The organism is Celeribacter sp. (assembly GCF_048261515.1).
GTDB lineage: Bacteria > Pseudomonadota > Alphaproteobacteria > Rhodobacterales > Rhodobacteraceae > Celeribacter.
Genome location: NZ_JBLXFZ010000005.1, coordinates 1 through 14998, shown reverse-complemented (window position 1 = coordinate 14998; position 14998 = coordinate 1). Strand labels below are relative to the sequence as shown.

The following is a 14998-nucleotide window of genomic DNA, read 5'->3' as shown; positions in this document are numbered from 1 at the left end:
GGTGGCTTTGGGTGAATCCGAAAAAACTTTCCCAAAATGGGCTTGCGAAAAACGACTCGAAAGATCGGCATTTCCCACTCCTGTCTGGGAAAGCCTGTGTGCGAAAAATAAGCTCGGAAATTTCGGGCTGCCAAACAAGTGTTGACCTCCAGCTTCTGAACTCAAATGTTCCCTTTGCGTTCTGATTTTGTGTGGCGATGTCCAGCCCTTGCAGCACTGATCATCAGTCGCGGGCACTGAGGTGACTCTCTGCTCTTCCGCTTAGCCCTTAATCACACAATTCGACACATTGGAGTTTGCCTACCATGAACAATAGAGACGCCTGGGTTCAAAAAATACGTTCCGCCGCCAATGCTGCCGATGTTGGGCCCACGGACACCGACCTCGCCGCAGCGCCAGTTTTGAACTACTGGCGACCCTATATTTCTTTTCAAGGCGCGCCCATTCTGTGGGGGATTGCTTCGGGGCACCCGAAAATAAAGGAAGGCTGGGTTTCGACCTCCCAGCTCGTCGCGATTGACCCCGACAAGGGATGGGCGCGCACGGTGTCGCGTTGGTATGCTCTGGGCAATCCATTTTCAGATTATGAGGCAATCATAGCCAAAGACCTCAGAATAGAAAAAGCAACTCCTGGGTTTGTGCAGTTCGACGTGCCTGGGTATCGGCCATTTGATGATATGTCACTTCTTGGCGAGCTATTGGCGGCTTGGCGGGAACGTATGGAGTGTGACGGCGGGGGCAAGGACTGAAATGTCGGAGAAAGAAGGCTAGAGGTGTTGCGGTTTCAAAAATGCGTCCGCGGAAGTAGCCAGCCAACGGGTGGGTAAAAAGGCTTACCCCCCTTTGGTGCCGTTTGCATGAAATGGCCCGTTGCGGTCATTTGCAGCAGTGATTGAATACCGCGAACTTAGAGTCCGTAGCGGATCTTCCGTCCAGAAACGATCGAATCTAGCGTGCCCGCATTTTCATTGCAGACCCGCTGAAAGCGTCAAATATCCGGCGTCCAACTGCGTAGTCCAATGCTTCATGAGTTTCGAGCCAGATCAACCCGCTGGCCTCGCAGTGTTTCGAACCGCAGACCAAGGCGCTCTCTGGATGGCCAACCGGCTCAACAGCGCGTTGGTAAGTCCGTGTCCTACCTTTCGGGGGGTGGTCTTTGCACCGAATGATTGCCAATGCTGCCTCCATTGGTAAGTGGCTTGGGGATTTTGCATCTATGCAATCTGAACTCGTCGAAGATGTCGAGGCTCTTTATCGCGTGCTTGCGCAGCTGCCATCCCAACGATTGCGCTAGTGCGGTGTGCTGTGGGCTTGAGAAGTGATAGTGGAGCGGGGTGCTAACGGCCCAGAGTTGCCATTCACGGCAGGCATTTTGAATGACCGGTGCCAGCCCTTTTCGGGTGCCAGCCGAACTCCGACATTCGTGCGCATCGCAGCACATACACGACTATGAGCGTTCTCTATAGAAACAAAGCTTCGTTTGCCGGCTGTTCAATGTTGCTTGGAACAGAATTAGAGACCTACCGAGGCTTTTCTCTTCAAAGCTTGGCGCTCCGAAGCCTGAGCGCATTCGCGATCACCGACACGGAGCTGAAACTCATCGCCAAGGCTGCAATCACGGGCGAGAGTAACACGCCGAAGACCGGATAGAGGATCCCCGCCGCAACCGGCACGCCCGCCGTGTTGTAGGCAAAGGCAAAAAACAGGTTCTGCCGGATGTTGAGCATCACGGCTTCGGCCAGGCGGCGGGCTCTGAGAATGCCCGTCAGATCGCCTTTCACAAGCGTGAGCCCCGCACTTTCCACTGCGACATCTGCGCCGGTGCCCATGGCAATGCCGACATCGGCGGCCGCCAGCGCAAGGGCATCGTTGACGCCATCCCCGGCCATCGCAATTCGCGCGCCTGCTTTGCGTAACTCTTCGACCAGCGCGGCTTTGTCTTCGGGCGACACCTCTGCGCGTACCTCGACGATGCCGAGCTGTTTTGCCACGGCCTCGGCCGTGCGTTTGCTGTCGCCCGTGGCCATGACGATCCGAAGTCCTTCCGCGTGCAAGGCCTTGATCGCCTCGGGCGTCGTCTCCTTGATCCGGTCGGCCACGGCGAGGATGCCGACGACCGCGCCGTCTTTGGCGAGATACATGGCGGTTTTGCCCTCGGATTGCAGGCGTTCCAGATCTTCGCTCAAGGTGCCCGGCTCTGCACCTTGGCCCTTCATAAGCGCCGCATTCCCCAAAGCGACTTGCACGCCTTCGATGGTTGCAATCACACCCTTACCTGTGATCGCTTCAAAGCCGGTCGCATCACGGTTGGGAGCCTCTTTTGTGCCGTCGAGGATGGCCTCGGCAAGAGGGTGTTCCGAGCCACGCTCAAGGGCGGCGGCGTAGGATTTCAGGTCCTCTTCCGAAATGTCTTTCGCGATGACATCGGTGAGCGACGGTTTGCCTTCCGTCAGTGTGCCGGTTTTGTCCACGATCAGCGTGTCGACCTTGGCAAAGCGTTCCAGCGCCTCGGCATCGCGGATCAACACACCCGTCTGCGCGCCGCGCCCCGTGCCGACCATGATCGACATCGGCGTTGCAAGACCAAGCGCACAAGGACACGCGATGATCAGGACAGAGACTGCCGCGACCGTTGCATAGCCCAGAGCCGGGCTTGGCCCGACAAAGAGCCAGACAAGGAAGGCGACAATGGAAGTCACCACGACAGCGGGTACGAAATATAGCGACACACGGTCCGCGAGGCCCTGAATGGGCGCACGTGAGCGTTGAGCTTGTGCGACCATGGCTACGATGCGCGACAGGGTCGTTTCGGATCCGACGGCCTGCGCCTCCATCACAAAAGAGCCGGATTTATTCAGCGTGCCACCAGTCACTGCATCGCCCTGCGATTTCTCCACCGGGACCGGCTCGCCGGTGATCATACTTTCGTCAACGGAGGAGCGCCCGCCGACAATCGCACCATCGACCGGAACGCTTTCCCCCGGACGCACGCGGAGCCGATCACCGTTTTGCACCTCATCAAGCGGCACGTCTTTCTCGCCGTCTTTCGTGACAAGCCGCGCGGTTTTCGGCGCCAGATCCATCAACGCCCGGATCGCATCCCCGGTCCGTTCGCGCGCGGTCAGCTCCATCAGTTGACCAATCAGGACCAGCACGAGAATGACCGCTGAGGCTTCGAAATAGACGGGCGGCAAACCATGGTCATTCAACATTTCCGAGGGGAAAACCGACGGGGCCAAAAGCCCCACGAGCGAAAACAGATAGGCCGAGAGCGTGCCAAGTGCGATCAGCGTCCACATATTAGGAGAGACATTCACCACGGATTTCCAACCCCGGATGAAGAATGGCCGCGCAAACCACAGAACCGGCGTGGCGAGTGCGAACTGAAGCCAGAGAAACGGCTTATGCCCGACCCACTCGGCAAAGGGCAAGCCAACATGGCTGCCCATCTCCAAGACGAAGACGGCGGCGGCGAGCGGTGCCATGATCCAGAAGCGGCGTTTGAAATCGACAAACTCCGGATTCGGCCCACTATCCGCAGAAGGCGTCATCGGCTCCAAGGCCATGCCGCATTTCGGGCAGTCTCCGGGATGGTCCTCGATGATCTCCGGGTGCATCGGGCAGGTATATTTAGTCCCCTCCGGCATGGCTTTTGCCTTAGGGCGGGCGCCAAGATAATGCTCCGGGCTTTTCTCGAATTTCTCCTGACAGCTCGCGGAGCAGAAGTAGAACCGCTCCCCATCGAGCTTGGACATATGCGCCGCGCTGGCGCGGTCCACCGACATGCCACAGACAGGATCGCGGATTACATCAGATGCTGTATGGTGTTGGTCGTGCGTATGATGGTCGTGCGCTGTCATGGTTCACTCCTGATCGTTCTGGATTTTGACCTCGCCTTTTCAGATAGAGCCGCCAGTAACTGGAGGGTCAAGTGGGCGTTTCCGGTTTTTCCGAGCACCTCAGACGCCGAAAAATACCGAGCTCATGAGACAGATCTGGAGCAAAGAGGTGTGATTTCAAATTCTCGAGACGTCCGCCTCTTGGAGCGCCCAAAAATCCAAGGGTCACATCGATGTGACTTTACCCTCCAGTTGGTGGAGGGTTTATAAAAAGAACAAAGGAGATTGTGATGAACATCGGACATGCTTCAACCGAAACCGGTTTGCCCGTCAAAACGATCCGCTATTACGAAGACATCGGCCTTGTGTCTCCGGATCGGGCAGCGAATGGCTATCGTGATTTCGACGCACCCCAGATCGCACAGTTGCGATTGCTGGCACAGGCGCGGTTGATGGGGTTTTCTCTTGAAGAGTGCCGCACATTGCTTGCTCTGGAGGCGGACCCAACCCGGCATAGTCGCGATGTGCGGGACCTGGCTCAGCAGAACCTTGTCTCGGTTCGCGAGAAAATTGCCAATCTTAAAGCTTTGGAGGCGCGCCTCACTGAACTGGTTTCGAAATGTCATGGCAATGAGGCCCCCGATTGCGCGATCCTTGATGGGCTAAGTGCGTCCGCTTCAGCCTCCCGTTGACCCCGAGCCTGCCGCGCGCCATTATCGGCAGCCAAAGCCACAACCAAAGTTTCGGAGAACCTGTTTGTTCCGCCTCGTCACCATCTTGCTTATTGGGTTTCTGACCCTCTTCTCTGCGCCTCGCGCAGGGATGACGCATGGGACAACTGGGGCTGAGGTGTCGGGAGCAATACAAACGGCTGAGAACGCCGCGCATCATCATGAAATGTGCCCCGACTGTGCCAATAGGACCTCAGGTTCGGCGTCTTTGGATATTCCTTGTCCCCATGGCGCGATCTGTATGCTGTTCACACCGGAGTTGAGCCTTGAACACGAAGTGAGGCGTGAGCTCCAACCGCTCGGGTTCCCGCCCTTGCCTGCCGCCAAGATCATAGCGCGCGCACCGTCCCTCGATCTTCCGCCTCCCCGTATCGGGTTCACTTTCACCTGAACCCATTCTTTTTGACGCGCCTTTGCGTTTTGATCCGATACGGAAACATCATGAACAAATTGATCCTGCCCTTAGCCGGTGCCGCCATCGTGGCGCTTGCGGCCTATGTCTTCTTCAAACCTGAACCCACGCCCGCGACTACGCCGCTCGCCTCATCCTCGCGTCCAGCCCAAGGCGATTCGATTGTCGCCGTCGCGCTACCTGACACTCTCTCTGCAAATGCGCAGATCGGCAAACGCGCCTTCGACAGCGTCTGCGCGGCCTGCCATGGTGAGAACGCTGCGGGCAAGGAAGGGTTCGGACCACCCTTGGTCCATAAAATCTATGAGCCCTCGCACCATGGCGACATGTCCTTTCTGATGGCTGCACAGCGCGGGGTGCAGGCCCATCACTGGCGATTTGGCAACATGCCTCCGCAAGAGGGCGTCACACAGGGCGATGTCAAAGCAATCATCTCCTATGTTCGCGAGTTGCAGCGCGCCAACGGGATCAACTGACATGACCGATTTATTGATGTCCCGTCGCCATTTCTTTGCCGGAACGGGCGCTTTGGGCCTGATGCCGTGCGTCAGTTTCGCTGCCTCACCAGCGGCGTTGACCGCTCAGTTCGCACATACCCAGATCGCGCCGGACGGCTATCCCGTGACCGAGGTCTATAGCTATGGCAGTCAGTTCCCCGGCCCAATGATCCGCGCCAAACAAGGCGAACGGATCGCTCGGGAATTGGTCAACGACCTGCCAGTGCCGACCTCGGTCCACTGGCACGGCATTCGCATCGACAATGCGATGGACGGTGTTGCGGGGCTGACCCAAGAAGCGGTGCTGCCGAAGGCGCGGTTCACCTATGATTTCGCCGTGCCCGATGCGGGCACCTATTGGTATCACGCGCACATCAACTCGATGGAGCAAGTCGCACGAGGTCTTTATGGGCCGCTGATTATTGACGAGGTGAATGCGCCCGATGTGGATCGGGACGAGGTTCTGATGCTCGACGACTGGCGGCTCGACCCTGAGACGGCTCAGATCGACCCGGATTTCGATTTCCCGATGGATCGCAGCCACGCGGGGCGCTACGGCAATCTAATTGGCACCAATGGACGCTACGGCTATCGTCTTTCGGCGCGCCGCGGGGAACGTCTGCGCCTGCGGCTGATCAATGCGGCCAATGCGCGGATTTTTGGCCTCAAACTCCAAGGGCTCACGGGCTGGACGGTTGCGCTCGACGGGATGCCTTTTGCGACCCCGGAGCCTGTCGATAGCGAAATCGTTCTCGCCCCTGCGCAGCGCGTCGATCTCATTATCGATGTGACCGCCGCCGAGAGCGAAGAGGCCATGATCCTGCGGTTCGACGACGACGAGCAATGGCGCGCGCAGGTCGGGTTCGATCTGTCAGGCATCAAAGCAATTCGGGACACAGCCCCGGCACCTCTGCCACCCAATCCGGGGATGGAACCTGTCGATCTTGCGCACGCGACCCAGCTTGAAATGCACATGGAGGGCGGTGCCATGGGCAATATGCCGATGGGACGGATGAACGGGCAAATGATGGGGTTTCGAGAGATGGTCTCTGGCGGCATGTACTGGACCCTCGCGGGTGTCGCCGGGATGGACGAAGCCCCCTTTGCACGTCTTTCCTTGGGAGAACACGTCCGGCTCAAACTCACCAACGACACCATTTTTCCGCATGCGATGCACCTGCATGGGCAGCACTTTCGTGAGATCACGAACGGCAAGCAAGGGCCGATGCGGGACACGCTCCTGAGCCTTCCCGCTGAAACCACGGAAATCGCCTTTGTTGCGAACAATCCCGGAAAATGGCTGTTCCATTGCCATATGCTCGGCCACGCGGCGACTGGAATGACAACATGGATCGAGGTTGCTTAGGGTGATGTCGGTGGAAGCGGACATTCGCAAAATATGCAGCGAATGACCGCTCTCCGCCCTTCCAAACAAAACAAGCAGCTTGTCAGCCCGTGGCTGCCGGATGGCGACGCAAGTTCACTGCTTGAGACTTTCATCTAGCCACTACCACTTGTGCCTGTCATTGTCTTCGAATGGATGACCTCGCCGAAACCCACTGGAAGTCACTTTGTTTGGCGTTGCCTGCCAATGGCATAGCCAAGACTTTTAAAACCGAGGCGGACTGTTTGCGAAGGCTGGTTGCTGTTCGGTTCCCGACGGGTGTTACATGTCATGCTTGCGAGAGTGACCGGTTGTCATATCTGGCTGATCGGGACTTTTACTACTGCAAGAATTGCCAGTGTCAGTTTTCTGCGCGCTACGGGACAGTGTTTGAGCGCAGTAATCTGCCGCTGATGAAATGGTTTCAATGCGCGGAAATCGCGATCAAAGCACATGACGCGAAAAAGCTCTCAATCAGCTTTTCTATTAACGCCGTCACGATGCGGCTCAACGTGTCGCGGCGCACGGCTATTCGCTTAAGAAAAGCGGTAACGAAAGAACTTCTAAAGGAAGATGGCGGCATTTTGGGCCAGTGCATTTCTGACCGGAAGTTTGATTTTCCTGAAGCCATTGAGCCAGGGACGCAGGCGCATTTTTCTTCGCTCGAAGACAACGTGGGGCGCCAAAAGCGTTTTTAAAGGGCCTCTGAATAAAGTAGCCCCCTTTTTCCAAAGAAATAGCCCGATTTTCTATGCAACTGAAAATTTCCGCATATTTGGCCAATTGAACGAGGCACGATAGAAAGGAAATTACAGTTTTGGGATAGCACTTCGCAGCTTTGATCATTGGACCTCAGTCCAAGCCGGTCAGACAAAGTTTGCATACGCGGTGCGACAATGATGCCCAAATGGCAATTCAAAGGTTTTGCGAAAACAGTAGATGATCTGTTTTTCAGCGTAAGATTTTGATATTGCAGAAAAAAACGACTCGACTCTTCATTTTTGATTGAATAGCGAAGGGTCTCAACCAGCTCGGGAGCCCCGAGTTTAACACGAAAGAAAACTTTAAACACCGCGGCTGAGCTAGTGCGCGAACGGAGAAACTATGTCTGCACCTTTTCAATCATACACCATCGATGTTGTGCCGGATCCCGCGATCCCGGCCTACGCATCTGTGGCGGAGATGGCAGGTGCGCTTGAGAAGAGCCGTTCCGTAGAACTGGGCTATGAAAACCTCGATCAACTTCTACCCTATGACGGAATTCGTAAGGTCGTCCATCGCTCCGACTCCGCAAAGACGGGAGCGCTTGTCGGGAGAACAGAAGAGGACGCCAATCTGTCTCGCGTTGTTGGCTTCGAGTCTGGCTTGGAGCGTGCGGTGGCCATCAGTGCCTTGATTCATCCCAATACCTTTGGCTTGAAGTGTCAGCCTCGGCACTTTGGGTTCGAGCAAAAAGTTGATGACGTCGGATCCAATTTTCTCGATTTTCTGCTGACCCTGCGAAATGGTCAGAAAACTTACCTTTATGTGAAGAATGGCGACAGTCTCGTGCGCGCCAAGCAGGCATTGATTTGTGAGCAGATCCGGTTGCGGCTCCCGGAGGGCTGTGGGTTTGCTGTCATTTCAGAAGCAAGCTTATCGCCACAAATGCGTGGCAACAACGAAAGGATCTTTTTGGCAAAGAGGTTCCCGGACCCTGAAGCAGACGCTCGTCTGATGGAGGTTCTTGAGAATATTATCGACAAGCCAAAATTCACGATTGAAGAGCTTGTAATCCGTGGGGCGGGACATCGCGCCAAGGCTGAACAAGGGCGCATGTTTGACGCCGTACTTCGCGCCATCGCCGACTTCCGCCTCGTTGCCGACAAGAGACGCCTGATTGACTACCCGACAGTCGTGGGGAGATCAGAATGAGTGTGCTTCCGACATTTCATTTTCCACAAGGGACTTTGATCAGCTTTGAGGGCCATGCACTTGTGGTGTCCGGATTCTGTCGGGACGGCTTGATCGTATGGGACCGTGCGCTGGAGCAGCAGACGGCTCAGCACTTCGTCCTTGAGCATGCCAAAGTCCGCGAAATCATGGGGCGACTGGATACAGTCGTTGACGAAACCTTCGGGAGCGACGGGCCAGAAGAGGCGGCGCTTGCTGCGCAGAAGCGCGCTTCAATCTCGGCTTGGGAGACTGCGACCGATAAAGAGCGCTACGAAGCCCAGATGAAAGAGGCGTGGTGTCTCGCTTCACAGAAAGTTCTGCAAGGTGCCCGTCAAACGGAAACCAATATCACCAGACACTTTGATGCGATCCAGTCTGACGCTTTTCGCCGTCAGCGCCTTTTGAAACGCGGGACGGATCGCAATGGCGCGTTTCATGCAAAGACCTGGAGCCCGAAACGCGTGAGCCAGTTCTGCACGATGTATTTCGGCCAGCTGCGCCCGTCGCCAGAGGCGCTGTTGAACAAGAAGGCAAGTGGGAACAAGACGACACCCAGAATGTCTGCTGAGGCCAGCTTGTTGCTGGATCGGATCTGCAAAAAGTACTGTTCAACTGCTCAGCCGTCGAAAGCATCAATTGAAAGAACTGTCAGACAGGCGTTCCGGAGGGAATCTGCCGAGCGGATGTCGAATGGGCGGCCGCCCCTCACGTGTCCTCACCGTAACACCATCTATCGTCGTCTTGCTCAGTTCACGAAGTTTGAATTGGTTGTTGGGCGCGAGGGTATTCAAGAGGCGATGAAAGAATTCTCGCCAACGCAGCATGGGGTGCGCGCCCTGAAGCCAGGCGAATTGATTGAGCTCGACTTCTGGCATGGTGATGTATTCACGCTGCGCCAGAAGAGTGACTTTTGGGGCCTTCTTTCGCCCGATCTCCAGGAAAAGCTCGAGCAGAAGGAGAATAACAAAAAGACAAAGAAAAAGAATAAGAATAAGAAGAAAGCACAACGCCTTTGGGTCTGTGCGGCCATTGATGTAGCGACTCGGATGATTCTCGGAGTTGGCGTGGCTGAGACAGCGAATGTCCGCACCGTCATTGAAGTGCTGGACATGACGACGCGCGACAAAAGCCAGTATAGCCAACTCGCAGGCTGTAGTATGGCTTGGAGCCAGGCGACCGGCATTGGAACGGTGGTCGTTGATACGGGCAACGAGTTTTTCGACGCTGAAGTGCAAGCGGCAATTGTCGCGTTGGGCGGGTCTTACATCTACGGGCGCACCGGGGTGCCCATGGACAAACCCTTTGTCGAAAGGTTTTTCCGGACGCTGCGGATGATGTTTGCTGACGAACTTCCCGGCAAGACAGGGTACTCACCTGACTGCCTGATCGCATATGACAAAGAAGGCATGGCCGCCTTCGATGCTGATGTTTTTCGCCACCTGCTGGTGAGGTTCTGTGTCGACTACTATCCTCTTCAAGAGCATATGGGCCTCATGGGAAAGCGTCCTGTGGATCAATGGCAAGATGCCATGAAATATGGGGCGGTCGGGGCACCGAGCGTGCGTGTGCGACGCAGGGCTACCGGTTTGAAGCTCTCACGGAAATTGACGAAAGAGGGTGTCCGCATTCTTGGTGTTCCGTTCGGGGAGCAAAGCCAGTTTCCGAAGAAACTATGGGAAGCGGGGGTTGATCTCGAAATCCGTCTTGACCCGACGGATATGCGTGAAGTGACGGCCCTGCATGAAGGGGAAACCTATTACCTGGAAAATCAGCGTCCAGATCTGGCACATCACACTGTCCGCACGCTTATGGCCGCAATTGAAAAAATGCGGGCAACGAAACCCCAGGATAAGAAGTTCTATGAATTTGTTTTGGCAAAGCATGCGGATTGGTTTGATGCAAAGATTCAATCCGGGATTGAGGCACACGGATTGCCCTCAACAGAGCTGAAGGAGGAAACGCTCGAATGGTTTGAGAATAGTCACTGCGTTCACCTCCAGATCGAGAAAAATCCCGCAGAAGCAATCTCAGCCGACATGGATACTCTGCTGTCTGGTGGTCAGGGCAAGGGTATCTACTCACCCGAAATGATCGAGGCGGAAAAGCGTTCCTGGGCTGATAAAGAAGCCTCGGAACCCCAGGGAGAAGGTGCGGAGCCATGTGCCACCACCGCCCCCACCAATGACACATCCGCGCCGCCAGATGTCGGATCTGACCGCGCCGCGCAGCAATCGGTGGGCACGGGGACCAACAAGAAGAGCAAAGGGAAGACGAAGGCGCCGGGCAAGACGTTTTCTGGTGCGCCGAAGGGAAGGGGAAGTTTCAAATGACCAAAGAGAATTCGCTGGATGGGATGTCCTACGTCAAAAGGAAAGCACGTTTGCGGAAGATGTATTTCCACATGTCGCGTGCCGAGGAACTCGATGCTTTGTTTCAGGAGGCGGTCGATGATTACGACTCTGGCGTCTTGTCAGAAGAGCCGTTTGAGGCCAGTTGCCTGACGATCATCGGCGAGAGCAATTCAGGTAAAACCAGGGAGATCCGGCATGCCCTTTGGCGTCTGCAAACAGGGGACAGGCGCTTGGAGTGTGGGCGTGCGATTCAGGCAGTGTCGATCGTTCTTGATGGGGAAACCACCTGGAAATCACTTGGCATAAAGATTCTCGAGCAAGTGGATTATGACATGTCCCCGAGAAAGACCGAGCATGAAATCTGGACACGTGTTCGCCAACAGTTGCGCGATAAGGGAATGTGGATTGTCGCAATTGATGAATGCCAGCACATGTTCGAAACACTGGTTGAAAAAAACATAAGAAAGGTGATCAACTCGATCAAAACTTTGATCAAGAATCCCGATTGGCCTGTGGTTGTTGTGTTGAGCGGAATTCCCGAGCTCCTTGAGAAGGTCAATTTGGATCCACAATTGAGAAACCTGGCGACTGCTTACAACATGCGCTCGCTTGATCCAAACTGCGACGAGGATCTCCACGAGATTGATACGGCGTTTTATAATTATGCGGCAGTGCGAGGCGTGAACATCGACGGTGTACGCAATGAGGAAACTTACCGGCGTCTTTGCTATGCGACAGGGCATCACTTTGGTCGCGCTTTCAAGTTTATGGTTAGCTTGTTCGCGTCAATCGAGGATGACGAACGTTTCTTGAGACTTGATGCGTTGGCAGACCATTATGCAAAAAAGACGCAGTGCATTCCTGGCCACAATCCGTTCATTCGCGAAGACTATCACCTTTGTGACGTGTCGGTGTTGTTGGCTGGCTTGGACGGTTGAGTATTCCGTAGCACATAAAAATTTTCCTAAATTCATCGCGCCCCGACTTGTTGAAGTCGGGGCTTTTTTTGTATCTGTGTGTATGTGCGAAATTCCTTAAAGTTATGGAATCTCAAGAAAAATCACGGTTTTGGAAACGCGTTCAGGTGACTCGGAAATGTGTTGCTGTGATTGGTGTGAAAATTATCCAATGATTTCAATGGGTGGATTTGATCCCGCGGAAATCGGATGAGGTAATTCACAGTTTTTGTTGTGAATTACCCCAACCGATTTCCGTGAATCACCGCAACAGATTTCCAAAATGGGCATTTGACTTGGCCCAATGTTAACGATGAGGGGCGGCGCAATGGCGTCGCCCTTTCTTATTGTGTTTTGTTATCAGTCGTTTATGGGAATGTAGCGTCGACGTGTTTGCGTTCGTAGACGCTGCCGTAGTCCTCGCCGTCCGGAGAGAAGGCTTCGACACCGGCCGCACGTAAGGTTGCAGTCATGGATTGCCAGCTCTTGCCGTAGGCCTGTGCCATGGTCCGTGGAGTGTAGAAGCGGCTGTGAAACGCATCAGCGTCATCAGGTGTGATAAATAGCTGATTTTTCTTGAGCTTGGGGTGCAGCATCCATGTCGCAGGGGTGTGCCCATTCAGGATCAGACGCCGCATACGAATTGGTTGCCCGATACCGACCGTTTTCGCGAACATCTCAATGCTCTGATTAAATGAGGGCTCCGGAGACAATATCGAGCAGACTTCGTCGTGATAGACGTAGAGAGCGGCATAGCCGTCAAAGTCGGCGTGGTTTCCGATCCTGACGATACGCTTTTCCTGGATGGCGCGGATGATGACCTCCGGACCAAGCATCAGACGTGCGGCCGACTTCGAGATGTGTTCCCACCCGTGCTGGGCCTGGCGGAGCGGGGATGCGCCAAGGAAGACACTGTCGAGAAAGCGGACGCCATCAGCTGGGTCCCAGATTGCTTTGGTCCCTGCTTCACGAACAGAGGGCAGGCGCGGAGTGAGCACTCCTCCTGCGACCGTCCAATGCGGAAGGGCCGCTGCTGCGGGTTTTACCGCGCTTTTGCAAGCTGTGCGCATTCATTTGCGCGGCCCCTCCAAACGGACGGGGCGACGGGGCGGCGCCCATGCTATCAACCCCGCAAAAGACGCGTCAACGGGGGCATGCCGCCACCGCCGCTGGGGCACACTGGCGGCGTCTTTGCTCCCGCCAGAAACGTCGCGGAACCCGCGCCGAGCAAAAGGTCTCACGACCCGCCAGAATCACAGGAGCATCCCATGAAGCAGCAACACCGCAAACCGACCCGGACACTTGCCATGGCGTTTGTGCTGGCGTCTCTGACGACCTTGGCGCAGGCGCAGGAGGGCGACGGATCCGACATCATTCCCGCGCTGGCGCAGGAGGCCGTCATGGAAATCCTGCCCGCCATCCCCGCCGAGGTGGGCCTGTCGCCAGAAGACTACGTTTTCGGCAATGACTATACTGCCGATTTGCGATCGGTGCATGTGTTCATCGGGCCGGACGGCCATATGATGCCAAGCGAGGCGTGGCGCTTCACCCATCCCGCGCAATGTCGCAAACAGGCGCGCGAGACGTTCGAGCCGGTGCAAATCCTGACATTCGAGATCCAGCGCATCACTGAAACCCTTAATGGCCTGACGCGCCATCAGTATTTCGCCAACGCGCGGCTGTCCGATATTGATGTCGGTCCCGATAAACTGTTGATGGCGCGCAGATCGTCTACCGGCGGCTCGACTGTCGGACGGTATCCCACGGGCAGCGGCGGCAAGCTGTCGCTGGCCGATTACGATGCGCTGGTCCCGGCATTCCGGGATGCGATGCAGAACCTCGGTATTGATTTCGGGTCGCCGGGCGATGGCTGCGGCGATATTCGTCTGACCCATCTGTATGGCGCCAAGGTGGATGAGGAATTCGGGTTTCTGGCCGGGTATCAGAACGAGTCGGTGCCGAACATGACCTATGAATGGGATTTCGGCGGCGCGGGCGGACATGGCGACCAGATCGGGCGCCATGTCTACCCCGCCAAAGGCACCTATACCGTGACCGTTCATGTCGGCGGCGAAGGCGTGCGCGAAGGCAGCGCCAGCATTGCCGTCGTCGTGGACGACGGCCCGATCCAGCCCAAGGACGGCACCTGGGCAATCAGCCTCGTCAACCACGAAACCGAAGGCTGCGCCCCCAAGATTGTCAGCGGCATCGAAAAGGCCATGGCCAGCATGTTCGGCGATGAAAAGCGCGAGCGCCTGACATTCGCCAAGCCGTTCCACCCTGAACCCCTGATGAAACACGCCGACAAACTGGACTGGACACAGCGCGGCATGAACACCTGGGACACTGTGATCGCCGAAAAGTCGGGCAACGCCATGAAACAGAAGGTGGGTCTGGTAGCCGAAGTCCTGTCGGAGACACGGATCAAGGAGGTCATGGACCATGAAATCATCATGTCGGCCAATATTGCCAATCTGTTGGGCGGCTCCGAGCGCTGCGTTGCCGTTGGCACCTATGATCTGACATGGGTCGGCCCGTGATGCGCCAGCGCGCGGATCTTCGTACAGGGTGACAGAACAGTAACTTCACGCTGAGGGTTAAATTGCCTCGTTTTTCTGTTGATCGCTCTGCGCTGCAGGTCACCAATGCCAGAAGCGCTCGTTTTCGGAACGTTCAGAAAACACTCCATTTGACGCTTCCACAAAACCGTTCAATACCTAAGCATTTGCTGAAGGTTTTTGGCTCGCTACTGAAGTTGAACAGAGGTGGTCCAGCTTTTTCGACCATATTGCAGCCCATTTAAGGTGGATCAGGGTTTCACATTAGGCTGCTAATCTCATCGGTTCTGTTTTGCTGGCATAGGCCTCATCGGGGGTCAAGATGCCGTGAGACG

General features: G+C 55.8%; 11 protein-coding genes. 9 read left to right on the top strand and 2 right to left on the bottom strand.

Features of this window, described 5'->3' with window-relative positions; all coding sequences use genetic code 11:
• Nucleotides 1-305 precede the first annotated feature (305 nt).
• On the top strand, nt 306-749 hold the full coding sequence (locus tag ACN0SC_RS10010) for a DUF6634 family protein (protein WP_417249540.1): 444 nt from the start codon (nt 306-308) through the stop codon (nt 747-749).
• A 789-nt stretch (nt 750-1538) separates the two neighbouring features.
• Here ACN0SC_RS10010 and ACN0SC_RS10005 read toward each other — a convergent pair.
• Entirely contained in the window at nt 1539-3860 is a 2322-nt protein-coding gene (locus ACN0SC_RS10005) for a heavy metal translocating P-type ATPase (RefSeq protein WP_417249539.1), read from the bottom strand.
• Nucleotides 3861-4129: 269 nt separating this feature from the next.
• Between ACN0SC_RS10005 and ACN0SC_RS10000 the strand changes: the two genes are divergently transcribed.
• The 7 genes from ACN0SC_RS10000 (at nt 4130) to ACN0SC_RS09970 (ending at nt 12087) form a co-directional block, all read left to right on the top strand.
• Nucleotides 4130-4531: a MerR family transcriptional regulator gene (locus ACN0SC_RS10000; protein ID WP_417249538.1), complete on the top strand. Its 402-nt coding sequence runs from the start codon at nt 4130-4132 to the stop codon at nt 4529-4531.
• Between the two features lie 480 nt (nt 4532-5011).
• Complete coding sequence (locus ACN0SC_RS09995; RefSeq protein ID WP_066599050.1) at nt 5012-5458, top strand: c-type cytochrome; 447 nt, start codon at nt 5012-5014, stop codon at nt 5456-5458.
• 1 nt (nt 5459) lies between these two features.
• Nucleotides 5460-6845 carry a multicopper oxidase family protein gene (locus tag ACN0SC_RS09990; protein ID WP_417249537.1) on the top strand — a complete coding sequence of 462 codons (1386 nt, stop codon included), beginning with the start codon at nt 5460-5462 and terminating at the stop codon, nt 6843-6845.
• Nucleotides 6846-7015: 170 nt separating this feature from the next.
• Complete coding sequence (locus ACN0SC_RS09985) at nt 7016-7561, top strand: transposase (protein WP_417249536.1); 546 nt, start codon at nt 7016-7018, stop codon at nt 7559-7561.
• Nucleotides 7562-7967: 406 nt separating this feature from the next.
• The gene (locus ACN0SC_RS09980; RefSeq protein ID WP_417249535.1) at nt 7968-8777 is read left to right on the top strand and encodes a hypothetical protein; all 810 of its coding nucleotides are present in this window, start codon (nt 7968-7970) and stop codon (nt 8775-8777) included.
• A complete protein-coding gene (locus tag ACN0SC_RS09975; RefSeq protein WP_417249534.1) occupies nt 8774-11128 on the top strand; it encodes a hypothetical protein in 2355 nt (784 codons plus the stop codon). The genes ACN0SC_RS09980 and ACN0SC_RS09975 overlap by 4 nt, the downstream gene beginning before the upstream one ends.
• Entirely contained in the window at nt 11125-12087 is a 963-nt protein-coding gene (locus tag ACN0SC_RS09970; protein WP_417249533.1) for an ATP-binding protein, read from the top strand. The genes ACN0SC_RS09975 and ACN0SC_RS09970 overlap by 4 nt, the downstream gene beginning before the upstream one ends.
• A gap of 386 nt (nt 12088-12473) precedes the next feature.
• Here ACN0SC_RS09970 and ACN0SC_RS09965 read toward each other — a convergent pair whose 3' ends face one another.
• Nucleotides 12474-13103 carry a hypothetical protein gene (locus ACN0SC_RS09965; RefSeq protein ID WP_417249532.1) on the bottom strand — a complete coding sequence of 210 codons (630 nt, stop codon included), beginning with the start codon at nt 13101-13103 and terminating at the stop codon, nt 12474-12476.
• A 156-nt stretch (nt 13104-13259) separates the two neighbouring features.
• Between ACN0SC_RS09965 and ACN0SC_RS09960 the strand changes: the two genes are divergently transcribed.
• Nucleotides 13260-14645, top strand: a complete 1386-nt coding sequence (locus ACN0SC_RS09960; protein WP_417249531.1) for a PKD domain-containing protein — start codon at nt 13260-13262, stop codon at nt 14643-14645.
• The last annotated feature ends 353 nt before the right edge of the window (nt 14646-14998 follow it).

Excerpts from the sequence above, each read along its gene's own strand:
- ACN0SC_RS09970 (WP_417249533.1), top strand. The coding sequence starts at position 11,125 with ATGACCAAAGAGAATTCGCTGGATGGGATGTCCTACGTCAAAAGGAAA.
- ACN0SC_RS10010 (WP_417249540.1), top strand. The coding sequence starts at position 306 with ATGAACAATAGAGACGCCTGGGTTCAAAAAATACGTTCCGCCGCCAAT.
- ACN0SC_RS09985 (WP_417249536.1), top strand. The coding sequence starts at position 7,016 with ATGGATGACCTCGCCGAAACCCACTGGAAGTCACTTTGTTTGGCGTTG.
- ACN0SC_RS09995 (WP_066599050.1), top strand. The coding sequence starts at position 5,012 with ATGAACAAATTGATCCTGCCCTTAGCCGGTGCCGCCATCGTGGCGCTT.
- ACN0SC_RS10005 (WP_417249539.1), bottom strand. The coding sequence starts at position 3,860 with ATGACAGCGCACGACCATCATACGCACGACCAACACCATACAGCATCT.
- ACN0SC_RS09980 (WP_417249535.1), top strand. The coding sequence starts at position 7,968 with ATGTCTGCACCTTTTCAATCATACACCATCGATGTTGTGCCGGATCCC.
- ACN0SC_RS09975 (WP_417249534.1), top strand. The coding sequence starts at position 8,774 with ATGAGTGTGCTTCCGACATTTCATTTTCCACAAGGGACTTTGATCAGC.
- ACN0SC_RS09990 (WP_417249537.1), top strand. The coding sequence starts at position 5,460 with ATGACCGATTTATTGATGTCCCGTCGCCATTTCTTTGCCGGAACGGGC.
- ACN0SC_RS10000 (WP_417249538.1), top strand. The coding sequence starts at position 4,130 with ATGAACATCGGACATGCTTCAACCGAAACCGGTTTGCCCGTCAAAACG.
- ACN0SC_RS09960 (WP_417249531.1), top strand. The coding sequence starts at position 13,260 with ATGCCGCCACCGCCGCTGGGGCACACTGGCGGCGTCTTTGCTCCCGCC.